22 protein-coding genes are annotated in these 23,827 nt (G+C 42.4%); 20 read left to right on the forward strand and 2 right to left on the reverse strand.

All coding sequences use genetic code 11. The features are described 5' to 3' along the window. Positions 1-35: 35 nt before the first annotated feature. Together QUD85_RS02185 and QUD85_RS02190 are read right to left on the reverse strand one after the other, a co-directional pair. Complete coding sequence (locus QUD85_RS02185) at positions 36-2,330, reverse strand: extracellular catalytic domain type 1 short-chain-length polyhydroxyalkanoate depolymerase (RefSeq protein ID WP_093330511.1); 2,295 nt, start codon at positions 2,328-2,330, stop codon at positions 36-38. Between the two features lie 245 nt (positions 2,331-2,575). Then, positions 2,576-3,508, reverse strand: a complete 933-nt coding sequence (locus QUD85_RS02190; RefSeq protein ID WP_093330508.1) for a 1-aminocyclopropane-1-carboxylate deaminase/D-cysteine desulfhydrase — start codon at positions 3,506-3,508, stop codon at positions 2,576-2,578. A gap of 109 nt (positions 3,509-3,617) precedes the next feature. Here QUD85_RS02190 and QUD85_RS02195 point away from each other — a divergent pair, with 109 nt between their 5' ends. The 20 genes from QUD85_RS02195 to QUD85_RS02290 all read left to right on the forward strand — a co-directional run bounded on the left by QUD85_RS02195 (position 3,618) and on the right by QUD85_RS02290 (position 23,615). Then, positions 3,618-4,742 (forward strand): hypothetical protein, encoded by a 1,125-nt coding sequence (locus QUD85_RS02195; protein ID WP_093330506.1) that lies wholly within the window; start codon positions 3,618-3,620, stop codon positions 4,740-4,742. After that, positions 4,735-5,340 (forward strand): PilN domain-containing protein, encoded by a 606-nt coding sequence (locus QUD85_RS02200; protein ID WP_093330503.1) that lies wholly within the window; start codon positions 4,735-4,737, stop codon positions 5,338-5,340. Before QUD85_RS02195 ends, QUD85_RS02200 begins: the two co-directional genes overlap by 8 nt. Beyond that, complete coding sequence (gene gspM, locus QUD85_RS02205) at positions 5,337-6,020, forward strand: type II secretion system protein GspM (protein WP_093330501.1); 684 nt, start codon at positions 5,337-5,339, stop codon at positions 6,018-6,020. The genes QUD85_RS02200 and gspM overlap by 4 nt, the downstream gene beginning before the upstream one ends. Continuing rightward, entirely contained in the window at positions 6,013-6,342 is a 330-nt protein-coding gene (locus QUD85_RS02210; protein WP_093330498.1) for a hypothetical protein, read from the forward strand. Before gspM ends, QUD85_RS02210 begins: the two co-directional genes overlap by 8 nt. A gap of 1 nt (position 6,343) precedes the next feature. Beyond that, complete coding sequence (gene mshL / locus QUD85_RS02215) at positions 6,344-8,035, forward strand: pilus (MSHA type) biogenesis protein MshL (RefSeq protein ID WP_093330495.1); 1,692 nt, start codon at positions 6,344-6,346, stop codon at positions 8,033-8,035. A gap of 26 nt (positions 8,036-8,061) precedes the next feature. Beyond that, positions 8,062-8,964 carry an ExeA family protein gene (locus tag QUD85_RS02220; protein ID WP_093330493.1) on the forward strand — a complete coding sequence of 301 codons (903 nt, stop codon included), beginning with the start codon at positions 8,062-8,064 and terminating at the stop codon, positions 8,962-8,964. Beyond that, on the forward strand, positions 8,961-10,031 hold the full coding sequence (locus tag QUD85_RS02225; RefSeq protein WP_093330490.1) for a tetratricopeptide repeat protein: 1,071 nt from the start codon (positions 8,961-8,963) through the stop codon (positions 10,029-10,031). The genes QUD85_RS02220 and QUD85_RS02225 overlap by 4 nt, the downstream gene beginning before the upstream one ends. Positions 10,032-10,034: 3 nt before the next feature. Continuing rightward, on the forward strand, positions 10,035-11,750 hold the full coding sequence (locus QUD85_RS02230; RefSeq protein WP_093330488.1) for a GspE/PulE family protein: 1,716 nt from the start codon (positions 10,035-10,037) through the stop codon (positions 11,748-11,750). 5 nt (positions 11,751-11,755) lie between these two features. Beyond that, positions 11,756-12,997, forward strand: a complete 1,242-nt coding sequence (locus tag QUD85_RS02235; RefSeq protein WP_093330485.1) for a type II secretion system F family protein — start codon at positions 11,756-11,758, stop codon at positions 12,995-12,997. Positions 12,998-12,999: 2 nt separating this feature from the next. After that, positions 13,000-13,521, forward strand: a complete 522-nt coding sequence (locus QUD85_RS02240) for a hypothetical protein (protein ID WP_093330482.1) — start codon at positions 13,000-13,002, stop codon at positions 13,519-13,521. A 90-nt stretch (positions 13,522-13,611) separates the two neighbouring features. Next, the gene (locus tag QUD85_RS02245; RefSeq protein WP_245732122.1) at positions 13,612-14,220 is read left to right on the forward strand and encodes a prepilin-type N-terminal cleavage/methylation domain-containing protein; all 609 of its coding nucleotides are present in this window, start codon (positions 13,612-13,614) and stop codon (positions 14,218-14,220) included. A gap of 80 nt (positions 14,221-14,300) precedes the next feature. Then, positions 14,301-14,819 (forward strand): type II secretion system protein, encoded by a 519-nt coding sequence (locus tag QUD85_RS02250; protein WP_093330477.1) that lies wholly within the window; start codon positions 14,301-14,303, stop codon positions 14,817-14,819. 159 nt (positions 14,820-14,978) lie between these two features. Further along, positions 14,979-15,509 carry a type II secretion system protein gene (locus QUD85_RS02255; protein ID WP_177168908.1) on the forward strand — a complete coding sequence of 177 codons (531 nt, stop codon included), beginning with the start codon at positions 14,979-14,981 and terminating at the stop codon, positions 15,507-15,509. Beyond that, a complete protein-coding gene (locus QUD85_RS02260; protein WP_093330475.1) occupies positions 15,510-16,067 on the forward strand; it encodes a prepilin-type N-terminal cleavage/methylation domain-containing protein in 558 nt (185 codons plus the stop codon). It begins immediately after the preceding gene. Between the two features lie 8 nt (positions 16,068-16,075). After that, on the forward strand, positions 16,076-16,615 hold the full coding sequence (locus tag QUD85_RS02265; RefSeq protein ID WP_093330472.1) for a prepilin-type N-terminal cleavage/methylation domain-containing protein: 540 nt from the start codon (positions 16,076-16,078) through the stop codon (positions 16,613-16,615). A gap of 34 nt (positions 16,616-16,649) precedes the next feature. Further along, entirely contained in the window at positions 16,650-17,171 is a 522-nt protein-coding gene (locus QUD85_RS02270) for a prepilin-type N-terminal cleavage/methylation domain-containing protein (protein WP_093330470.1), read from the forward strand. Next, positions 17,161-17,688: a type IV pilus modification PilV family protein gene (locus tag QUD85_RS02275; RefSeq protein WP_093330467.1), complete on the forward strand. Its 528-nt coding sequence runs from the start codon at positions 17,161-17,163 to the stop codon at positions 17,686-17,688. The genes QUD85_RS02270 and QUD85_RS02275 overlap by 11 nt, the downstream gene beginning before the upstream one ends. Then, positions 17,688-18,560: a PilW family protein gene (locus QUD85_RS02280; protein WP_093330465.1), complete on the forward strand. Its 873-nt coding sequence runs from the start codon at positions 17,688-17,690 to the stop codon at positions 18,558-18,560. The genes QUD85_RS02275 and QUD85_RS02280 overlap by 1 nt, the downstream gene beginning before the upstream one ends. Before the next feature lie 73 nt (positions 18,561-18,633). Continuing rightward, a complete protein-coding gene (locus QUD85_RS02285) occupies positions 18,634-19,056 on the forward strand; it encodes a hypothetical protein (protein WP_093330462.1) in 423 nt (140 codons plus the stop codon). Beyond that, the gene (locus QUD85_RS02290; RefSeq protein ID WP_093330461.1) at positions 19,056-23,615 is read left to right on the forward strand and encodes a DUF6701 domain-containing protein; all 4,560 of its coding nucleotides are present in this window, start codon (positions 19,056-19,058) and stop codon (positions 23,613-23,615) included. Before QUD85_RS02285 ends, QUD85_RS02290 begins: the two co-directional genes overlap by 1 nt. Positions 23,616-23,827 lie beyond the last annotated feature (212 nt).

The following is a 23,827-nucleotide window of genomic DNA, read 5'->3' on the forward strand; positions in this document are numbered from 1 at the left end:
CAGCCTTTTTTGTTTCTAGTTTACTAACTGTTTCACTAGTTACATGTGCCTATTTCATAGTAACCGTCGCTAGTTTCTGCAAGCGTAGTGGTAACAAAAGTATTGTAAAGTCCCATATTTTCATTTGAACCTACGCTATAAACATAGCCCAGTGATGTTGTCGCTCTACCGGCTACCACGTGAGAGTAGTTGCTTGCGGTAGTTTCTTGACAGCTGAAGTCGCCATTTGGCGTTGAATCACATGCATCGCCAAGGCCATCACTATCAGCATCAGCCTGACTAGCATTTGCTATTGCCGGGCAATTGTCTAGTGCATCCTCTATGCCGTCATTATCACTATCTAGTGGCTCACCATTAGGTGTTGAATCACAAACGTCGCCTAAGCCGTCGTTGTCAGTATCTACTTGATTCGCATTGGCAATTGCCGGGCAATTATCAAGCGCATCTTCAATACCGTCATTGTCGCTATCAGTGATTTGAGTCTCACCATCTGGCGTCGCATCACACACATTACCAATACCATCGCTATCGTTATCCGCTTGATCGGCATTGGCGTTGTTTGGACAGTTGTCACTGTCATCTGCTATGCCATCATTGTCTGAATCTACAGGCGTTGGCGGTGTTGTTACCGTACATGCTTGTGCAGGCCCTGCGCAGCTCGGCTCGCCATCAGCTACCCAATTACATTGTCCTGAGCCTGCGTCATACTCACGCATAGTAAAATCACTGGTGCCAAATGCAAGGTAGCAAGCAGAATAACCTACACCCCAGGTGATGTGTCCTTCATTGATATGTAAATTGTAGTCTCCGGTGACACCAGCATCGATATCAAAGGTGATTGTCTCACTGCTTGATAGTTGCTGTGTATCGGTTGCTGTCACGGTTGCTTGGTTAAGGCCACCAGGCAAGTTACATCCTTCCGCCATAAACGTAGTGCCTGTTACAGAGGCGCTAACAACATTATTTGCAAAAGCGACATTCACAGTATTTAAATCCTGGTTTACGTCCACTACCGTGCCTGTAACCGTTGCACATTGACCAGATACAGCAGCACTTAACGCAGATAACTGAGGTGGTTGATTAGCCGGTGGCGCGCCAATGCGCTGGGTTAACGTAATATCGTCACTTGCCTTTGACTCATTATCTATGGCTGAAACGGTTACGCTGTATAGCGCATCTGGCAAAGCAGCCGAGGTGTAGCTAAATTGGTTGCTCGCATTTGTGGTAGCAGAGCCAGTATCAACAACAACAGCAGGCGTTACATCAACTTGCGTTACTGTGATATTAACTTGTGCAACACTTCCCTCACTATCGACAGCATTACCAGAAATAGTAATAGCTGAAGACGATACGCTTGTGGCTAAATTCGACAATTCAGGGGCTTGATTTCGGCTTACACGTTTGTTGTGCTGAGCAAAATATTCACCTAAGTAAGTTGCAAAGTTAATGCTATTGCCAGCAACATAAGAGCCAGATGCACCGGCGCCGCCCGACCATGAATGGTCTAAGCCGTCAAAAAATAGCATAGATACACGATTGTCTTGCCATAGAGACTCGGACGCTGTTCTTGTTGCGTCATCAGATACAGTGGTTGAGCCTGGCAACTGATTGACGCCATAAACATTAGCGAAACCATCGGCATTTTGTTGGTTATAGCACGTATTTACCGTTGTATCGGCTGTACCATGTCCAATCACCGCGATTTGTGTATCTAAATGGGAAGCATAACTACCCGCGTAGCTTTCACAGCGATTTTTAAAGGTCGTTTGCGTAACCGTTTCACAAGTAGATATTGCACCACTTGAACTGGTACCAATACTTGGTCCTGCACTAGGCGCAACACCCGCGAAGATGTCTGGCGCGGCACAAGCGGTTTGCATGGCAAATGCTGCACCAGAGGAAAGGCCAGCAATGTATACCTGATCTGGGTCTATATTACGGTTGCTATCGGAAGACATCGCATTCGCTAAATTAACTAGATTTCTGTAATCGCCAGAGTTTCTGTTAATTGCACCTTGCCAATAAGACCAACAAGAAAAGCCTGCCTTATTGACGGCGTCGGGTACGGCGATGACCATACCGTGAGCTTCTGCTGCATCTTCTAAATTGGCGTTTAGATAGGCATCGATTGATTGAGTACATCCGTGTAAAACAATTAGTAAGGCTTGTCCATCGCCTATGGTTGATTGAGTGTCTGGAGTATAAATATGCACATTGTTGAAACCGCCTAAACTGACATTTTGCTGCCAATCACCGGCGTTCGCTGTTGCAGTCATTCCCCATGCTAAGCCCGATAGAGCTATTGCTTTCTTAACTGTTTTCCACTTCATTTTATTTAATTATCCTCGTGGTTTAGATGGCATTGGCGACGTTGCTTAGGGAAGAAGTGTACTGATAATGCCGACAACTAAAAAACGAGAGCGAAAAAAATGATCTTGAATTCAACAGTAATAGACTACTTCACGTTAAACGCGTTGGCTTAACATCCCTTATGCCTTCCCTGAGGGTAATAGATATAACAGATCTCTCTATGGTACTTTGGTGGTACTACTCTGAGGTAGTACATTGGTGGATACTAGGAAAAGTTAGGTTTATCAGGAAGTTGAATTGGCGCTTTGGTAATAATTCCTCGTTCGAGCATACCGCCTAATCCCTGTAGCCCACCAGTATGTATGAGCATGATTTTGTGCCCAGCAGGAAAATAATCCTGCTCTACAAGCTGTTTTAGCGCTAGTAGCATTTTGCCGGAATACACAGGTTCAAAGGGGATATTTAATGTGGCCGCAAAATGGCACATTTGCTGATAGGCTTGCGCAGAAAACTTTGCATAGCCACCCAGATGAAAGTCATGCATTAAGCGCCAATTATCGTACTGCTTGCCTGCTAGCTTCTCAATATCGCCTTGCAAATAGTTGCCACCTTTTAATACACAAATACCAATAAGTTTATGTTGATTCTCATCCGCTTTTACTAGGCCCGCCAACGTACCGCCACTTCCGACAGGAACAATTAATGTGTCAAAGCTTTGTTGGTGCCTCAACTCACTTATCACATCGCCAACACCATCTAGCGCTAATGTGTTTGAACCACCTTCTGGTACAACCATGTAATCGGGGTATTGTTCACTCAGCTTTTTTAGGTAGGCATCATTGTGTCTAAGGCGGTAAGTTGCGCGATCAACAAATTGCAATTGCATCTGCCAATGCCTAGCCCAGCTTAGGGTATAGTTGCTTTGATAAGCTTGTTCACCTCGAATAATTCCAATGCTGGGAATATTGTGCTGGTGACAAGCAAAAGCAAGCGCGTGGATATGGTTTGAATAACTACCGCCAAAGGACAAGATCCCCTTGTTGTTTTTTCTGGCAAGGTGCAGATTTTGTTTAATTTTTCGCCACTTATTACCCGAGATTATAGGGTCAATGAGGTCGTCTCGTTTAATAAATACTTGCAGCTTTTTTTCGCTAAAAAGCTGATGTTTCAGGGTTTGTATTGGAGATGCTGGTTTCATATCAGTGTACGAAGAAATTCCTAAATGCTAATAAGATGTTAAATTCCTTGCCAATATCTTTCAAACAAGCATAATGAGCTAAGTAGGGATAAAATAATATTAACGCTAAATGAGCTTCATTACACGGTTAAAGCAAAGGTTTTCAGGTAAAGCCGCTAAACAAAGTATTGGACTTGCGTTTCAACGTGCAGGTGTAGGTGTATGTTATATTCCCTCACTTGTGGTAACGCAAGCACAAGCAGAACAACAAGCATCAGCAGTTGCCGAAAAAGCCGCTGAGGAAGCTTTAGACACGCCTGAAAATACTTCAGAAGAAATCGACACTAATTTTGCCACCAAAGATACTGTAGATTCTTTGGCTGTTGCGCTGGCAAAACAAAGCCAAGCAGAAAGAGCACAAATTGAGGAATCACCGGATCCAACACCTGCTGCAAACCCACTAAAATCGAATGGCCTTTTCCTAAACCTAGAGGGTACGCCAGGGGATAAAAGTGAAGCTATCGCTAATATTGCAACGTCTGATCTAACCGGTGACTGTTTTGTTGTATTGCCATCCGATCAAGTAAAAATCGTTCAAATCGACAAACCTATGGTGCCTGAAGCTGATTTAGCGCAGGCGCTAAAATGGCAAGTAAAAGATTATGTTACAGTGGGCGCAGAAGACTTAGTGTTAGATTATTTCGATTCACCGGTGCTACTTAACGGCGTTGAGAAGGTCAACGTTGTTTGTGCCAGCAAGCGTCAGATTCTGCCGATACTTGAAGGCATTCACGGCAGCAATATATCGATTAAGAAAATCATTTGCGAAGAATTTGCTTTTGCGCAGTTAGTGCCTGTGCAGGAAGAAGCAGTGCTGCTACTTTGTCAGCAGCCAGATGAAGAACTGCTAATCATTATTGTTAAAAATGGTCAAATATGGTTTAACCGTCATCTGCGTGGATTTGCACAAGTGGGTAATTTTGAAGACCAAGAACTTAGTGACAGCGCAGAAAAGCTAAGTTTGGAATTACAACGCGCTTCTGACTTCTTTGAAAGACAGCTCAAGCAAGCGGCCGTAACGGAAGTGCAAGTATTGGTGCCAATTGAAAAAGAAGCCTATCTTGCAAGAAAGCTGGCGGAAAACAGTAATGTGCCTGTTACTTTATTTAAGATGCCAGAAGGTTATGAAGATCAACGAGGCTATGCCGCCTCAATCGGCGCGACAGTGGTACAAGAGGAGGTAAAAAATGGCTAAGTACACCATTAACTTACTTTCAGAAGAGCTATTACCAAAACAACCACCGTTGACCCTCAATCGCGTAATCGCAAGCTGGGTAGTTTTACTTGTTATCATGCTTGTGTGGGGCTCTTCTATTTCAAGCAAAGAAACGTCACTTGGCCAACAAGCAAGCATGATCAAAGATGAAACAGATGATTTAGTAAGGCGCGAAACTGTACTAAAAGCACAGCTTGCGGCGTTAAAGCCTGATCCTGATTTAGTCGCGCAATTAGAAAATATTCGATTGCTGATGCGCAATAAGAAAGCTTTACATGCGCAGCTTACCGACCCTAATCGGACACAATCCCAAGGCTTTTCGGGCGCAATGACTGAATTGGCTCAAAATTACAGTAAAGATATTTCTTTGCAGAATATACACATTAGTAATCAAGATATGAGTTTTAGTGGTGTTGCTCGTATGCCTGCAGCGGTGCCAGCATGGCTTGCTGGATTTGAAGAATCGCCATTCTTAACCGGACAAACCTTCAATAACTTCCAAATTACAGAAGATGATGAAAAAAACATTGGCTTTATAGTGAGCTCTGAGTTGGCTAAAGGAGCAGGTAAGTCATGAAAGAGCAATGGTTAACCTATAACAACAAGTTCTTGGAACTATCGCCTAGAGAACAAATTCTGATTTTGTGCTCTGGATTGTTTGTTGTGTTCTTCTTAGTCTTCAACACTATGATATCGCCGTCGATGGACGCAATCGATGAACATGAGTCTCAGATTTCTTCGTTGACAACCAAGAAGTCGCAAACTGTTAAGTCAATTGCTGTGCTCAGTGAAGGCATCAAGAAAGATCCTAATGAAGCAATCCGCACGCAAATTGAGCAGTACAAATCTCAACTTACCGATGTAGATAAAGATCTATTGTCTTTAACTAATGAACTGATCGGCCCCGTCCAAATGCGTCAAGCTTTGGTCAATATGTTGAAACAAACCAATGGTGTGAAACTTACCAAGTTTGAACAGTTGCCAACGCAAGTGCTGGTGTCACCATCGAAAGAGAAAGTGACCGAGGACGGCGAAGAAGTTACTGTAAAATCGGATTTGTACTTATACAAACACAGTATTCGAATTACGCTGTCGGGTCGTTACTTTGAAATTCGCAACTATATAAAGTCATTAGAAAAGATGGAATGGAAGTTCTTTTGGCAGGCATTTGATTACAAGGTAACAGAATACCCTACAGGCGAACTTATTATTGAAATGTATAGTTTGAGCACGAAGAAGGAGTTTATCGGTGTATAAAAAATTACTCCTTTTAACCATGTTGCTTATAGCGCCTAATGCGCTAGCAGCAGAAGTAGATCCCACCAGGCCGCTTAGCTATCGAGCGCCGGTGAAGTCAGTTTCAGAGCCCGTGTTTTATTTGCAATCTATTGTATTAAGCAAGGAACATGGTCACACAGCCATTATCAACGACACTCTGGTTGCAGAAGGTCAATCGATTAGTGGTTATAAAGTCGTGAGTATTAGCAATAATTCAGTATTGTTAAGCTCTGGTGAAAAGCGTAAATCTTTGTCGCTTTTTTCAGGCTCGGTAAAAAAACAAAGTGGAAAAGATAACTAGTATGATTAAACATCCTTTAAAACTTTCGTTAGTCACTATGCTGCTTATTGCAGGTTGTACTACAACGCCAGATAAGCCAACCGAAGTGAATGAAGCGCTTGACAAAGCTTATGCGGAAAACGTTAGGCAGAATATAAAGCCGTTAACTTATGTACCCAATGCTGTGCAAAACGAGTTGATGCAGCAAAACATTCAAACCGCTAAAAACCAAATGCTAGCGGAGAAACGATTTGATGTGGCTGCTCGCGGTGTACTTGCGCAAGATTTCTTCTCAGCGCTAGTTAAAGGCACAAAATACAATATTGTGATGCACCCAGACGTTAAAGGGCGCATTACCATAGACTTGCGTGACGTAACACTGATTGAAGCGTTAAAAGTCATCGAAGATATGTATGGTTATGGCATTGAAAAATCTGATCGCGTTGTACAAGTTTTTCCAGCCGATGTGCGCACAGAAACAATTCCGCTAAATTACCTGTTTTTAAAACGTTTTGGTTTATCAACCACTACAGTTAATTCTGGTGGTGTTTCTGAAAATGATCCAAACAGCGGTGGCAATAACAGCGGCAACAACGGTAATTACAACAACAATAACAATAATAACTACGGCAACAACAACAGTAGTAATGGCGGCAACAATCAAAACAATCCAAGTGGTACCAACATTTATACCGAGAATGAATCGGATTTCTGGAAAGAGTTGAAAGAAACTCTAACCGAAATTATGGGTAATGAAGAAGGCCGTTCAGTAATAGTATCTCCTCAAGCAGGTTTGGTGACGGTGCGTGGATTGCCTCAGGAAATTAGAGCGGTTAAGAAGTTTATTTCTGATACCCAAGAGCAATTGCGCCGACAAGTGATTATTGAAGCGAAGATTATGGAAGTTACGCTTAATGATGATTATCAACAAGGTATTAACTGGAGCAATGTTATAGCGTCAGCGGGCGATACTGACTTTACTTTCGATACTACAGGCAACATTGTAAATAACGTTATTTCTACCGCGATAGGCGGTACAACAAGCTTCGGTGTGTCAAACCCTGATTTCACTGCGGTAATTGATTTGTTGCAAACTCAAGGTAACGTACAAGTCTTGTCTAGCCCTCGTATTACCGCGTCAAATAACCAAAAAGCGGTAATTAAAGTAGGTGAAGATGAGTACTTCGTTACAGAAGTCTCTAGTACCACCACAACGGGTACGGCGACAACTACAACGCCTGAAATTGAGTTAACTCCGTTTTTCTCAGGTATTGCACTAGACGTAACGCCACAGATTGACCACAACGGAGAAGTGATTCTTCATGTGCACCCTTCAGTCACGGTGACAGATGAGCAAACTAAAACAATTAAGATTGCGGAAGATGAGTATGTATTGCCACTAGCGCAAAGTAACGTGCGTGAGTCTGATACCATCATCAAAGCGAAGTCTGGTGAAATCGTCGTGATTGGCGGCTTAATTGAAACCAAGAAAACCGATATAGAATCGAAAACGCCACTGCTTGGCGATATTCCATTTCTTGGTGAACTCTTCAAGAGTAAAGCCGAGTCTATTCAGAAGAAAGAACTTGTTATCCTATTGAAACCAATCGTAGTCGGTCAGGACACATGGCAGCATCAGATTAAAGATGCCCGTGAAATGCTGAAAAAATGGTTCCCTGAAGATGATGACTCAGACGATGAAGAAGGCGAATAAGGTAAAGGTTTGAAAGGCTAAGCAACATGTATTTATACCACTTTGGTTTAAAAGAACTGCCTTTTACACTTACCCCAAATACAAATTTTTATTTGGGGTTAGCGCCTCACAATGAAGCGCTCGCAGTACTGCTAACGGCCTTGCAAACTGGAGAAGGGTTTATCAAGGTTGTCGGCGAAGTCGGTACGGGGAAAACTTTAATATGCCGTAAGCTGTTGAATGAAATACCAGATCATTTTAAAACAGCTTATATTCCGAATCCGTATTTGTCTCCTGATGAGTTAAGACGTGCGGTTGCTACTGAATTGGGCGTTGAAGGTGCAGAAGATTTATCAGCACAACTGCTTACTCAAAAAATACAGCAAAAACTGTTGGAGTTGCATGCGCTAGGTCATAGCGTAGTGTTGATTTTAGATGAAACACAAGCGTTACCTGACGAGAGTCTTGAAGCATTGCGCTTATTCACTAACTTAGAAACAGAAACAAGAAAGTTGTTGCAGGTGGTGATGTTTGCACAACCCGAATTAGATGAAAAGTTAGCGGAAACCAAGTTTAGGCAGTTAAAACAGCGTATCACGTTTTCATATAAACTCCGCCCAATGACTGAAGCGGAAGTAGAACAATATATAAATCATCGCATGGAATGCGCTGGTTACAAGGGACAACCCGTGTTTACCTCAAGTCTTTGTAGGCGAATTACAAAAATTACTAAAGGGGTACCAAGGTTAGTCAATATTTTATGCCATAAGATGCTCATTTTGAGTTTTGGTAAAGGGCGACATAAGGTCAGCCATCAAGATTTTGTCGCCGCAGTAAAAGACACTGAAGGCGTGCAAAATATCGGTTTGTTTAATCGATATTTGTTCTCAAGCATAGCGCTAGCTAGTTTGGCAGCAGCAGTTTATTTAATTTGGAGAGTTCCAGTTTGAGCGTAATTAATCAAATGTTAAATGACCTAGACGAACAAAAGTCTGGTCAAGGTTCGTCGTCTAATGGCGACGCTACGCAAAAAGGTCGTGCTAACAAACCTGCGTTTTTTCTCACGATATTGCTCGCCTTAGTGATTGTTGCAGCGAGTTACTATATTTGGACGCTAAATAACAAGATTGAAGCGTTAACAGAACAAACGCAAAAAACTGAGGTTGCCCATAAGCATCAGGTGAAGCAGCTTGAACAAGAAATTGCCTCGCTTAAACAGCAACTAGCGCAATTGCAAGCAGACAACCAAAAGTTGCAACTTGAAAACCAAATGTTGAAAGATCAACTTGCTACTCAACCCAAGGCTGAAGAAAAACCAGTAGAAGTTGCGCAGCAGCCAGTCGCTCCAGTAAGTAAGCCAAAACCAAAAGCGAAACCAAAGAAAAAAGTAACGTCATCACTGGCTAAGAAAGAAGAGCCAAAAATTGCGGTGACGATTCACAAGTTAACGCCAGAAGAATTAGCACAACGTAAACTCATTAGTGCAGAGCAAGCGCTCGACAAAAACGACATGCAATCGGCAGAAAAATACCTGGCGGAAGCGCTTGTACTGACGCCGGATAACAAAGAAGCACGCATGAAATTGGCAACATTGTATTTCGCGCGTGGTGCTAATAGCGCTGCTCACAGCACCTTAGCGCAAGGCATCGCGATTGACTTTACAGACAAAGACTACCGCATGTTGAAGGCGCGCGTGTATATGAAACAAGGCAACTTTGAGGCCGCTTATGACACGCTTGCTCCACTAGAAGACATCACAAAACAAGATTATCAAGTGTTACTGGCTAATGTTGCACAAGGTATAAGCAAATACGACAAAGCCGCATTAGCATTTCAACGCTTAATAAGCATGCAACCAGAAGCAGGTCGCTGGTACTTAGGCTTGGCTACAGCACAGGATCAAATGGGGCAATTTGAAGCAGCAGTAAAGTCGTACAAACAAGCGCTTGATATGGGCAATTTAGCTAAGCCTTCCGCTGACTTTGTTAAACAACGTCTTGTAGCGCTTGGAGAGTAGTTTATGGTCGCACCAAAACTAAAAATGCGACTAGGTGATTTGCTCGTACACGAGCATATCATCTCAGATGAACAGTTGATGCAGGCGCTGAATAGCCAAAAATCAACAGGCAGAAAGCTGGGTGACACCCTAATAGAGCTTGGTCATATTCAAGAGCGTCAGTTATTGGAATTCTTGGCGCAGCAACTTGATGTGCCGTTTATTGATATTAGTCAAAAGCGTATTCCTGCTGAAGTAGCCACAGTGCTAGCGGAGGTGCAAGCACGCAGACTCAGAGCAATTGTGCTAGAAGATAGAGGTGATTCTGTCTTACTTGGTATGAGCGATCCCGCTGATTTAAATGCCTTTGACCAATTAGAACAGTTAATTGCGCCGAAACGCATCGAATTGGCAGTAGTAATGGAATCGCAACTGTTTGATGCCTTTGACACCATCTATCGACGTACCGCTGACATTGAATCTTTTGCAAGTCAGCTAGAGGAAGAGTACGAACAATCATCTGATTTTGAATTGTCGACGAGCCTGATTGAAGAAGGTGGTGATGCGACAGTTGCTAAACTATTGCAGTCTGTATTCGAAGATGCCGTACAAATGCGTGCATCCGATATCCATATTGAGCCGGATGAAAATCAACTACGCATTCGTCAACGTATCGATGGCGTATTACAAGAAAATATTCTGAAAGAAAGCAAAATTGCTGCTGCCTTAGTACTTCGTTTGAAACTGATGGCTGGACTAGATATCGCTGAGAAACGATTACCACAAGATGGCCGTTTTAATCTCAGTATTAAAGGACACGAAATTGACGTTCGTATGTCTACCATGCCAGTTCAACATGGTGAATCAGTGGTTATGCGTTTGCTTGACCAATCGGCAGGTTTATTGTCATTAGACGAAACCGGTATGCCAAAACACTTAATCGAACGTGTACGCAGACAAATTACACGCCCTCACGGCATGGTGTTGGTAACAGGACCTACCGGTAGCGGTAAAACAACCACGCTTTATGCAGCGCTGAGTGAACTAAACCAAGCAAGTAAAAAGATTATTACGGTAGAAGATCCGGTTGAATACCGTATTCCGCGCATTAATCAGGTGCAGGTTAATAACAAAATTGATTTAGACTTTTCAGCGGTACTAAGAACAACGTTGCGTCAAGATCCCGATATCATCATGGTAGGTGAGATGCGTGATCAGGAAACGGTTGAAATCGGTATGCGTGGCGCATTAACTGGTCACTTAGTACTATCTACTTTGCATACCAACGACGCTATCACTAGTGCATTACGTTTAATGGATATGGGCGCAGCCGGTTTCCTTGTGGCCAGTTCTTTACGTGCTATTATCGCGCAGCGACTCGTTCGTAAAGTATGTGAAAAGTGCGGCGAAGATCACACGCCTGATCCTCAAGAGATGTTATGGTTGACCAACCTAGCAGGCGATGATGCTAAAAACCAAACCTATAAAAAAGGTAAGGGCTGTCAAACTTGTCACTATACTGGCTACAAAGGTCGTATCGGTGTATTTGAATTACTAGAGCTTAATGAAGCGATGATGTCAGCACTGAAAAAAGAAGACACAGACGCCTTTACGCAAGCGGCGAAGGCAAATAAATCCTTTGTACCACTATCTAAAAGTGCATATGATTTTGCGGCGGCTGGCGTTACTAGTGTTGCTGAAGTACTTCGAATCGTCGAATCTGTCGAGCTTGCGGAGTAACATCGATGCCGGTATTTAACTACAAAGGACGCACAGTAAAAGGAGAATCTGTTGAAGGGCTGTTAGAAGCCAAAGATGCAGAAGCTGTCGCCGCGCAGTTAATGAGGCAAAATGTAACGCCGGTTTCGATAGAAGCATCGTTAAAAACTGAAAAATCAAAAGGCTTGCTTAGTAAAGACCTGAAGAACTTACTAGGCATGAATACGGTCTCTGTTGAAGAGCTTATCTTATTCTGTCGCCAAATGTACGCACTAACAAAATCTGGTGTACCGATATTGCGCGCTATTCGAGGGATGAGTGAGTCTAGTTCATCAGAAGTGCTCAAAGAGGCGTTGGATGATATTGCCGGGCAATTGGAAGGCGGTTATGCGCTGTCTGCAGCCTTGAATTCGTATCCCAATATCTTTTCACCGCTTTTTGTATCGTTGATTCATGTTGGTGAAAACACCGGTCAACTTGATAGTGCATTCTTAAAGTTATCGACTTACTTTGTTCGTGAACACGAAACTAAAAAGCGTATTAAGCAAGCAATGCGCTACCCATTATTGGTTATCGGTTTTATTGGCGTTGCATTAGTTATTTTGAATATTTTTGTTATTCCAAAGTTTATGCAGCTGTTTTCCACTTTGGGTGCCGACCTACCGCTACCAACCAAGTTTTTGATCGCAAGTTCAAGTTTATTTGTTAACTATTGGCCCCACATGCTGGTCACCATATTGGTGATTTACTTTGCAATACGGCATTACTTAAAAACCGAAAAGGGCCGATATAGTTGGGATCAGAAGAAAATCAAAATGCCCATTATCGGTTCAATTGTAGAACGATCTATCTTGGCAAGGTTTTCACATAGTTTTGCCATTGTATTGCGGGCAGGTGTGCCGATGACATCTGGTTTAAGCCTTGTTGCAGATGCAGTAGATAACACTTATATGAAGGCCAAAATAGTGGGTATGCGTGCTGCAATCGAAGGTGGTGAAAGCTTATTACGCGTCGCTATTTCAAGTACCTTGTTTACACCCCTAGTTTTGCAAATGATTTCTGTGGGTGAAGAGACTGGTCGCGTAGATGAATTGCTCGAAGAAGTGGGTGAATACTATGAACGTGAAGTTGATTACGACTTGTCGACATTAACTGCGAAAATAGAACCTATTTTAATTGTGGTTGTAGCGGCAATGGTATTGGTACTAGCGCTCGGTGTATTCCTACCAATGTGGGATATGGCGTCTGCGTTCCAAGGGAAAAAATAGCCATGAACTCCCCCCTACAGCAAGACGTAGAAAGAAGGGAGCGCAGTTTAATAGAAAACATGTTTGTCGGCCTGTTTGTATTTTTTATGATGGCTGTTTTCATCATGTTTTTCTTTATGCATGATGAAGGCATTGAAGATAAAGGCCTAGCGTCATTAGCAAAATCGTTCACCGTGCACGTGAACAATGTGAAAGCGCAATGGTTGATAGATAGCAAAACTGATGTAGTGTTTTATCAGCTTTATGATATGAACACAGACAGCAAAGAAACACGTAAGGTGCGTGTTAATAAAAAAGGTTGGCCAGACAACCAAGAACAACACTTTGCTTGTCGAATTATTTGGATGGAATTAATGGCGCAGCCGTTGGAAGTGTTGAATAAACAAATTTCAGCAATTGAGGTTGTGAAAAAAGATTTTGGAGAGGGTCGATTATGCCAGTTTGGTATTGATTCTCGTGTATATTTTGAATATAACTCAGCAAATGGTGTCGTCAGCGATATAAAACAGTATGAAGAGTCGTAAATATATTGTTTTAAATTGTTTTCACCGTTAAATTTGTTGTAATGTAACTTAAGCACTTACTGGTAGTATGTAGAAATGTTTGGAGAAAGTATGAAAAAACAATCAGGTTTCACACTTATAGAGTTAGTGGTTGTTTTAATTGTTATTGGCTTATTAGCGGTTACGGCAATACCGAAATTTATCGATTTTACCGATCAAGCTAAGCAAGCAAATATCGAAGGTATGGCTGGTGGCTTTGCTACGGGCATTTCGCTCGTGCGCGCGCAATGGGAAGTTGAAGGTCGACCTCAAAATACTTCTGGCCAAAATGCGGTAAATTATGAAGGCACATTGATGATCCTTACCACAGAAAGTAGCGATGGTTCTGTTCGTCCAGGCTACGCTGTAGGGTTAAGTGATGGTGAAAACTTAGATGGTGCATTTGATGTAACAAACTGCGTAGAAGTTTGGACCAATTTATTACAAAACCCGCCATTGGTGGCTGGGGATATTGCTGAACTAAATAGCTCAGACAGATTTAAGTATTTAGTAAGCCAATCTGGTGGTGGTTCTGGTGCATTGTGTCACTACCACTTGAAAGAAACACTAAATAAAGATGCGAACAACAACTATGTAGCTCCTTCGAACCTAACGGGAGAGGGAAATAGCTTTACATATCAACCGGCTAATAGCGCAGTTGTTGTTTATATAAACAATTAAACCATATTTGTTAATTAAAGGTTTACAGTCAAAATTCGTTAATGTACTGTAAATTAAAAGTTTTAACTGGGGATAATTAAATGAAAAACTTTTCAAACCAAAAAGGTTTCACGCTAATTGAATTAGTAGTGGTAATTGTAATTCTAGGTATTTTAGCGGTAACCGCGGCGCCTCGTTTTATCAATCTTCAGGATGATGCTAGAACAGCAACTTTAGAAGGTGTTGAAGCTGCTATGTCAAGTGCAGCAGCTTTAGTATATTCAAAAGCGTTGATAGATGGTACTGAAACAGTTGATACTGGTGAAAGCGTCCAATGGGGTCCTAATGTAGCGCAGGTTACAACTATTACTTATGGATACCCAACCGCGGATGACGATGGAATCTTGGCAGTTTTGGATTTAGATGCGACTGAATTCGAAAGCGCAGAAACAGCTGCTGACTCAGGCATCTTTGTTGTTTGGCCTGTTGGGCAATACACTGCTATCGGTGACATCACTCCAGCAAGCAGTGGTTGTATTACTGTTTACGATGTTTCGGGTTTTACAGGTGCAGGCGACCAACCAGTCATCACTACAAACCCTTGTCCATCGACACCATAGTAAAAGACAATCATTCAAAAAGAGAGCTTAGGCTCTCTTTTTTTTTACCTCTACTTTATACAAAGACGCTGTATAAAAGCGTTATAAATCCGCCACTTTGTTTACTTGATATAGTTATTAATATATTGTTAATACACAGATAGTTAATCGAGTACAACAATGACTTTAAATGGTTTGAAACAAGGCTTTACCTTAATTGAGCTTGTCGTTGTTATCGTTATTTTAGGTATTTTGGCGGTAACGGCAGCGCCTTACTTTATCAATTTACAAGATGATGCACGTACTGCGGATTTAGAAGGCATTAAAGCAGCCTTTGTCACAGAAGCTGAGTTGGTTTATGCCAAAGCACTTATAGACGGTAAAGAATCAAATTTATCAGATTCGGTAGAATACACTGCAGACACAAGCAAAACCGCTGCTATCAAATATGGCTATCCAACTGCCGCAGAGATGATAAACCTACTTGGTATTGATGCGAGTGAAGGAGCGACATCTACCGATACCGACTTTAAGTATAAAGTAACGCCAGGCACAGGTGGTGGAGGCGACACCTTGATCATTTATTTTGCTAGTAGCGGCAAAGTATACGATGATATCAAATACTATACAGAATCATGCATTGTCTTTTATACCGAGCCAATAGACGCGAACCCAAGCGATCCCATTTTTACTGTCGAAGAATGCCCTTAAATGATGACAGCCAATTGCCAACTATATAAAAGCAAACAGTCAGGCTTTACTTTGGTGGAGCTGATAGTTGTCATAATTATTATTGCTTTATTAGCGGTAACTGCATTGCCTAAGTTTGTTAACTTACAAACAGATGCGCGAGATGCATCCCTTGCTGGCGTGAAAAGCGCACTGGAGTCACAAGCCTCGCTTATCTATGGCAGAGCCGTAGTTAAAGGTGTTGAGATAGACGATAAAACAGCTGGCTCATTTGTTGAAGCAGAAAGCTCGGCGGATCCAGTCTTTACTCATTTTGGTTACCCGGTTGGCAACTACGATGAAGGTGTGGGTCGCGCAATGAATATTCGCTCGTCAGAAACACCTAATGCTGACCGCACAGAATTTGGTCATATTACTGATGAAGAATCAGGCATTACTTACACTTTGTTTTTCTTCACTAAACGATTTAAATCAGACGCAGACATCGCGCTGACGTTAACCAGCGAATGCATTGTTGTGTATGAAGAACCCGAAAATGTCGGTGAATTGCCCGATATTTATGTAAACCCTTGCACCTAGAGGTCCGTATGAATAGTCGTGGATTTACATTAGTAGAATTGATTGTTGTTATTGTCATTGTTGGCATTATAGCATTATTTGCGCTGCCTAAGTTTTTTAACCTATCTACCGATGCGAAAACTGAAATCGTCAGAGAAATGGCAGTAGCAATGAAAGAGTCTGCTGACTTGGTTTACGATAAAGCGGTCATTAAGGGCATAGAAAATGAACCGCCGGCCTCTACTAATCCACCAACAGTTGATGTCGGGACTGGCGGCAGTTATGGTGTGCGATTGGCTTATGGTTATCCAAGTTCTCAACCAGGCTATGCCCACAACTGGGCATTATTGTTAGATTTTGATCGTCAGGATTGGGATGTTAAATTACTAGGTAAGCCTCAAGGTGTTGGAACGATTATCTTTTATGACAAAGGGCTTAAACTCGATTTTGATAAATTTACGGGAATTTCAGGTCAAGCACCGACATCAGATATGCAGTGTTTAGCCTTTTACATTGCACCGAATAAAAAAGGCGGGCTACCTGCCACAGGTTATATTCCCTGCCTATAATTAAATAGGGCGCAGTAGTAGATGGAATATGGGTATGAATAAAGCGTTTTTACACAGCAAAGGTTTTACATTAATTGAACTTGTCGTCATCATTTTGTTGTTGACGATACTGTCGGTGACGGTGTTACCTCGCTTTCAAACGACTGATGCCTATGAGGCATATACTTATCGCTCCCAGCTGATTTCTGCACTTAGACTGACACAACAACGTGCTATGCAACAAACCAACCCTAATGCTGTTGGCGCAGGGCAGAGCTTTTGTCATCAAATTATCATTGAAAATAAGCGCTACGGTATTCCAAATCGGCTCGATTGTTCGGTGACCAGTTTTCCTACGGGTTGGGAGCCAGATGAAACGGGCTTAATCGTCGACCCCTCTCACGATATAACGATTTCAATTTCTGGCTCAGCTAATCCGTCCAACGTGGCGTTTGACAGTTGGGGCCGACCTGCAGCTACAAGTGATTGTGCCGGTGGCTGTCTAATTGATATCACCTCGGCGGTTGATGCCGTACAAATAGCTATTGAGCCAGAAGGGTATATTCATGGTTTATAAAACGCTTTCAAAAGGGTTTACGTTAATAGAAATCATCATAGGTATTGTGGTGTTGTCTATTGCATTTGCTATTGTTGGTACTTTGATAGGGCCCACAGATCGCCAAAGTGCTGATCATATATTGCAAGTGAAAGCGGCAGAGCTTGCGCAAAGTATCTTACATGACGTTAGCAATCGCGCTTTTGACCATAACTCTGATATGGCAGGCGGCAGGTTACGCTGTGGCGAGCCAACCATGTTGGCGTGTACAACAGAAGCAAATTTTGGTCCAGAAGCAGGCGAAACAGGCCGCGATTTATTTAACGACGTTGATGATTTTCATGGGTTTAATCAACGGGTCAATGCCACCGGAGACGCCATTGATGACAGCTACGATAGTTTCGTCGTGCTCGTGAATGTCACTTATGCAGGCACTGAAATGGGCTTAGATAACGAAGATGCAAAAAAAATCCTTGTGTCAGTAACTACATCGCTGGGCACAGAAATGTTGTTTACCACCTATAAGACGAATTACTAATGACGAGCAAGAAGACACTTAAACTACTATCTAAACAACAAGGCTTTACCTTGATAGAGCTTGTGTCTGTTATTGTATTGCTTGGCATTATGGCGGTAGGTTTTACAAGCTTTATTGGCCTAACAACACAATCTTATGTCAACGCCACCGTACGCGATGAGCTTATCGCAAGTGCAAGGTTTTCTGTCGAGCGCATTAATCGCGAACTCAGGCATGCAGTGCCAAACAGTATGCGCGTTACAGAAGCGTTTGATGGTTCAATTAAGTGTTTAGAGTTTATTCCAATCAAAGCATCAACATCATACGTTGATATTCCAGTAGCCCCAGAGACTGCTGAAAGTGAATTTCCGGTTATTCCTTTCATTAATCAGCAAGGCAATGATTATTTGTGTAGTAATTGTGGCGACTTCGTTACCGTCTATCCATCGAGTACTGCAGCGGTTTATACCAACCTGTCGTCTTCAGTTTCTTCAGGCCGCAGTTTTCCTATTACAGACATTGCTGATGATGCAACCACAAGCGATCAATGGACAGTGACGCTGGCAAATGGCAGTGGCGTATTGTTCGAAGAAGAGTCTCCAACAAGACGATTATATGTGTTTGATTCACCTGTTAGCTTTTGTATGAGTGATGCACAAGGATTGGTTAGATACTCAAATTATCCTATTTCTGTGAATCAGCCTTTGCCGCCCAATAATGCTAATCAAAGTTTAATGGCACAGAATTTTGAACCACTGATCACCTATAGACCTTTTGAAGTGATTCAACCAACGCAACAACGAAATGCGTTAGTGCAAATTGAGTTACGTTTTTCGCAAAACAATGAGCAAATTGTATTTGAAAATGAAGTGCACGTGATGAATACGCCGTAATAGAAACGCAAGGAGCGAGGAACTGGCGCGTAATGAGAGAATAATGATGCAAGTGATACAGACAAAGACATTTATGAAAAAACAACGAGGTAACGCCTTAGCTATTGCCTTGTTTTTGATCCTTGTACTTCTGCTGTTAGGTAGCGCGTTGGTGCAAATGTTGTCTTCATCTAGCGAAGCTATCGCACAAGAGGTACTTGGTACTAGAGCCTTGGCTGCAGCAACCGCTGGCGCAAACGGTGAGCTTGCTCAAATCTTTCCTTTAGATGGTAAAACGGGCGCGGGTTGTCGTGCCAACTTTACTTATAATTTTGCAGGGGTAGACGGATTAAACCAGTGCAGAGTATTTACCTCGTGCGCGAACTATGCAAATAATGATGGAATAGCCTACTATCGTATAGAGAGTATTGGTGAATGTGGTATTGGCATTTCGGCGGATGAAGACAACGCCGTGGTCAGTAGCCGCACAATTAAAATAGAAGCTAGGAGTTTGTAGTGTTAATTCGTGGTTTAGCTTTCAGTCTATTTTTGTTTTCGGTCAATGTGCTTGCTGCTGAGCAAGTGCCGCCAACGTGTGATCCTATTTTTCCTGGCCCAGACGCTATTTTAGAAGATGGTGAATTTACCCCTCGTTCCCCGAAACCTAACCCACCCAACGACGGTGATGTATTTAGATTGCGCACCGTGCAAGGTGGTCAGGAGTATGTCTATAACGAATGGGATGATAGCGAAGACTATAACCTGACAGTCAGTGGCAGCGGCACAGCAACTATTTATATTAAAGAAGAAACTGTCATCAAAGAAAATCCACGATTAAATGCAGGTGGTGATCCCAGTCAGCTATTAATCATCTTTTTGAAAGACGCAAAAATTGAAGAAAAAGGCGTTATCAATGCATATATATATGCATACGAAGACTTTATTTTGGAAGAAGATAACGATTTTTCGGGTGGTCTTTCAGTCGAAGGTGATTTAGATTTAAAAGAAAATGTAGATGACACCTATGTGCCGCCAGACAATATTGATAGTGGCTTTTGCCAAGGTGCGCCAACCGATGACTTTTACTATTTTGTAGAAACTGATGGCGATGGTTCAACCTGTGCATTAGAAACAGTTACTATTAAAGCATGTACTGATGCATCGTGTTCTCAGCTTTCTAGCGAAACCGTTACCTTAGATTTTGTTGTCGGCGGTGAAACTAAAGTCATTGATTTAGCGGTAACTGGTGAACGCACGTTCCAATTTGCGCACCTCAATACAGGCAGTGCAGCAATAACAGTAGCCAATTCAAGCAAAACAGAAACTTCTAGTGTTGAATGTACACCGGGTACAAGTTGCCAAATAGATTACCTATCAGATGGCTGCGCTGACTCGTGTTTTGCTTATTTTCCAGATTCTGTACAAGGCCATCAAGACGATTCTGAAATTGAATTTAAAGATAATGGTCTGTTATACGACGACTTTGATCACTTAGTGACGTTTCCAAAGTTAAAAGACAACGATTCAAACTTGGGAAGAACCTGTAATACCGCTCCGTGTGAAATTACCGGTACTAAAGCAGTTGAAATGCCGCTTGGCAATTTCAAGGATTCTACAGGCAACACTAAAATAGACATCAGTGGCGGTGGCTCTGACATTACTATCGGGCCTGGTGGTGACTACACTGAAACTGAATACGGTGATTTTAAAGTAAAAGATGGTGCGACCGCTGAGTTTTTTGCTTCTGGTAGTAGTTATCATTTTAAGAAGAGTGAAATCAAAAATGCTACCGTTACTTTTGCCGAAGGCAGCTATTGGTTTGAAGAGCTAAAAATTAAAGAAAATGCGGTTATCATTACTAAAGGTAAAGTAAGCATATTCTTTAAAAAGCATTCGGATATAGAGAGTGGCTCTAAGGTGAATGTCAATGGCAATTCAGAAGACTTAGCATTGATAGCCTACGATGATTTGCACTTTAAAGAAAATACCCAAACCCATGCGTTTTTATACATGCATGGTGACAAGGACATAACCTTAAATAACAATGCGATGTTTAGAGGTAGTGCTTCCGCCCGTAAAAAACTGAAAATAGAAGATACCGCACACTTTTTCTTTGAAGGTGGTGAACCTTATATCGAAGATATTTGTGGTCAGCCAGTAGCGCCAACACCATCAAATGAAGTTGCGTTTTATTCGTTTGAAGAAACAGACTTTTCTTCGGGCATTGCCGATAGAACCGGGAATGGTTTTACTGGTAGCAACAACAATGGTGTCTCTATTCCTGATGGTCGATATTGCCGCGGCTTTTCTTCACCAAATCAGAATAGAAACAACAATACAGATTATACCTTTAACTCTAATGTTGATATCACTAATGATGTCGGCAATAAAGGTACGATAAGTTTTTGGTATGCGAGTCGCTATAACTGGAATAGAAGGCAAGATACTGGTGGTAATGGCGGTTTAAGAACCTTATTTGATGCCACAGAAAGTAGTAGCTCAGGCGCGGGAGACAAATATTTCACGCTTAAAATTTTGAACAATGGTCGTTTGCGCTTCAACTTTGAAGACTCTGCCGATAGAGACTTTGTGGTGACTGAACCTGGGGGACAAGCTAGACAAGCACAAACTTGGTATTACATCACAACCACGTGGGACTTTGAGAACAATTTATTTGAAATCTATGTCGATGGTAATCGTCGTATTCAAAGTTCACAAAATACTAATGGAATTCTAGCGGGATTAGGCGATATTGTGTTTGGAGACAACTCATCACCTTATGCAACTTGGTCAAATACCTCTAGCTTACCGGCACGAAATTCTGCTGGCGGTCGTTTTGATGAAGTACGTATTTACGACAAAGTGCTAACCGAAACAGAAATTCGAGAAGACATGGCAAAGAGCGACTGCGCCACCATAGTCGATCATTTTGAAATAGACCATGATGGCTCAGGTTTAACTTGTGAAGCCGAACCTATCCTTATTAGAGCTTGCGCAGACTCTTCGTGTACTGCACTCGTGAGCGATGCTTATGACGTGCAGCTCAGCGTTAACGGTGTACCAAATAAAACAGTTACGGTTACAGGTGGTACAGCGACTACCTTCGTTAATACCAGCCCCGGCGCGGCGACTTTAAGCCTAGATCAAAACTATAGCTGTAATAATCTTTCAAACGGGGGAACTGATTGTGACGTAGTGTTTGCTGATTCAGGCTTTAGGTTTGGCACCATAGATAGTGGCAACTTTGGCGGCATCCCGACGCAGTTAAGTGGCAAGCCGTCCAATACCGGCTACAAAGCTGCTGATTTATATATTCAAGCAATACAAAAAGACCCAGATACTGGTGCTTGTGCAGGCCTTGTCGCGCCAAGTGCGACGATTGAAGTATCTGCAACGTGTTCAACACCAGGAGGCGCCTGTGCTGGCCAGGCTGTGCAATTTGTGCCTAATGGTATCGGTGCGGGTATTTCGCTGCCGACAGCGCCAACGAGTTATCAAAGCACTAATATGTTGTTTAATGCTGAAAGCGGTACAGCGGGTTCATTTGTTATGAATTACCCTGATGCTGGTCTTGTAACTCTAAATGCGCGAATGGAAATACCATTAGATGACGGCACGCCCTCGGGCGAATATATTGTTGGTAGCAGTAATCCTATTTTCGTCAGGCCGCTCGGCTTTTATGTTAACGCGCAGGGTAACCCTGAAGCGAAAAGTGCAAGTGATGGTAAATTTGTCACTGCGGGAGAGCAATTCCCATTAACAATTGCCGCCGTGCAATGGCAAGCAGGCGATGACACCGACAACGACGGTTCACCGGACACACAAAATACGACGGTCAATGGTGTTAATTGGTTTACAACCGCAAATCTTGCAGACAATGGTGTTACCCCGTCGTTTAATACTTCGGCTATTCAACATCAAATGGCGCTGTTTATGCCAAGTGGTGGTAGAAACGGTACATTTACAGCACCAACAGCATATGCGTTTAGCAATGGCGTAAGTGCTCAAAACCATGTCTATGAAGAAGTAGGTATTATTGGTGGGCGCTTCTCCGCTTATCAATATTTAGGGATTAGTGGTGAGAACATTAATGGTTACATACCGCATTTAGGGCGCTTTGTGCCTCATCACTTTGATCAGTCGGTAGAAAAACAAGGTAATCTGCTTGGTCAATGTGGCCCTACAACTACCCCTGGGACAAGAGATTGGGTATACACCGGCCAGGGGCTTGAAGGCGCTGTAACGACAGGTGCCATTACCTATGACAGTGAACTGCCGACTTATCGTATTGAAGCTAAAAGTTTAAGTGGTAATGTTACCGAAAATTATATTGGTGACTTCATGAAACTTGATGACAGTAGTGTTACTGTGCTTTCGCCGAATAACGATGTTTATCAGGTAGGTAAAGATGGCGTCACCTTAACGCCGCTTGATGGGGTAATTGAGCAAGGCACTATTGAAGCATCCACCACTGAAAAAGGGGTGGTATTCTATACCTTTAGTGTCAATGACAGCTTTATGTATACCAGAGAAGCGAATACTGAAATTCAGCCGTATGATGCAACTATTCCGTTAGCGGTAGAAACTATTGAAGACGACGATAACGTTCGTGAGGCAGCAACAGAAACCGCGATGCCTACTGGTGTTAAGATAAGGTTTGGTCGTGCTGTTTTAGCGAATAGCTATGGTCCGGAAACAGAAGACCTACCACAACACTATTGGGTTGAGTATGTCGATGACACAGGCGCTTTTGCACCTAATCGACCTGATGATTGTTCAGGCTTCGACAGTACCAATATGTCTATGGCTAAAATTGATTTAGATCCGTCATTAACAGATGTTTACCCAGCCGATGGCATGGTTATTAACGCTGAAACGTTTGATATGATATTAGAGCCTACAGGGGCTGGTAACATGGGAAGAATCGAGGTCATTTATGACGCCTCTCCATGGTTACAATACAATTGGGAAACGGGAACAACGGATTACAGCGAAGACCCAACCGCGGTTGCAACTTTCGGTATATTTAGAGGAAACGATCGCATTATCCAATGGCAAGAGGTTAACGCCAACTAATCCCATCTCATCTTAAAAAGTGGCTCGTTGCAATCCGTGTTGCAACGAGCTTTTTAATTTTTGAGCACATATATTTTGTCAAAACGTGTTTTGCTTCAGATATCACGCTATTTTAATTTTTGCAGGGCTCTAATGCGAAAATATTCGTACATAGGTGTTTTTTGGTGCAATTTTTTTACAAAAAGTATTAACAACCCCTTGTTGTTAGGGTT

It is taken from the genome of Thalassotalea agarivorans, from assembly GCF_030295955.1.
Lineage (GTDB): Bacteria > Pseudomonadota > Gammaproteobacteria > Enterobacterales > Alteromonadaceae > Thalassotalea_D > Thalassotalea_D agarivorans.

Bases quoted from the DNA above. Each gene is read 5' to 3' on its own strand.
- QUD85_RS02185 (WP_093330511.1), bottom strand. From the start codon at position 2,330: ATGAAGTGGAAAACAGTTAAGAAAGCAATAGCTCTATCGGGCTTAGCA.
- QUD85_RS02285 (WP_093330462.1), top strand. From the start codon at position 18,634: ATGAAAAAACAACGAGGTAACGCCTTAGCTATTGCCTTGTTTTTGATC.
- QUD85_RS02260 (WP_093330475.1), top strand. From the start codon at position 15,510: ATGATGACAGCCAATTGCCAACTATATAAAAGCAAACAGTCAGGCTTT.
- QUD85_RS02280 (WP_093330465.1), top strand. From the start codon at position 17,688: ATGACGAGCAAGAAGACACTTAAACTACTATCTAAACAACAAGGCTTT.
- QUD85_RS02230 (WP_093330488.1), top strand. From the start codon at position 10,035: ATGGTCGCACCAAAACTAAAAATGCGACTAGGTGATTTGCTCGTACAC.
- QUD85_RS02220 (WP_093330493.1), top strand. From the start codon at position 8,062: ATGTATTTATACCACTTTGGTTTAAAAGAACTGCCTTTTACACTTACC.
- QUD85_RS02250 (WP_093330477.1), top strand. From the start codon at position 14,301: ATGAAAAACTTTTCAAACCAAAAAGGTTTCACGCTAATTGAATTAGTA.
- QUD85_RS02240 (WP_093330482.1), top strand. From the start codon at position 13,000: ATGAACTCCCCCCTACAGCAAGACGTAGAAAGAAGGGAGCGCAGTTTA.
- gspM (WP_093330501.1), top strand. From the start codon at position 5,337: ATGAAAGAGCAATGGTTAACCTATAACAACAAGTTCTTGGAACTATCG.
- QUD85_RS02275 (WP_093330467.1), top strand. From the start codon at position 17,161: ATGGTTTATAAAACGCTTTCAAAAGGGTTTACGTTAATAGAAATCATC.
- QUD85_RS02235 (WP_093330485.1), top strand. From the start codon at position 11,756: ATGCCGGTATTTAACTACAAAGGACGCACAGTAAAAGGAGAATCTGTT.
- QUD85_RS02245 (WP_245732122.1), top strand. From the start codon at position 13,612: ATGAAAAAACAATCAGGTTTCACACTTATAGAGTTAGTGGTTGTTTTA.
- QUD85_RS02200 (WP_093330503.1), top strand. From the start codon at position 4,735: ATGGCTAAGTACACCATTAACTTACTTTCAGAAGAGCTATTACCAAAA.
- mshL (WP_093330495.1), top strand. From the start codon at position 6,344: ATGATTAAACATCCTTTAAAACTTTCGTTAGTCACTATGCTGCTTATT.
- QUD85_RS02190 (WP_093330508.1), bottom strand. From the start codon at position 3,508: ATGAAACCAGCATCTCCAATACAAACCCTGAAACATCAGCTTTTTAGC.
- QUD85_RS02265 (WP_093330472.1), top strand. From the start codon at position 16,076: ATGAATAGTCGTGGATTTACATTAGTAGAATTGATTGTTGTTATTGTC.
- QUD85_RS02270 (WP_093330470.1), top strand. From the start codon at position 16,650: ATGAATAAAGCGTTTTTACACAGCAAAGGTTTTACATTAATTGAACTT.
- QUD85_RS02195 (WP_093330506.1), top strand. From the start codon at position 3,618: ATGAGCTTCATTACACGGTTAAAGCAAAGGTTTTCAGGTAAAGCCGCT.
- QUD85_RS02255 (WP_177168908.1), top strand. From the start codon at position 14,979: ATGACTTTAAATGGTTTGAAACAAGGCTTTACCTTAATTGAGCTTGTC.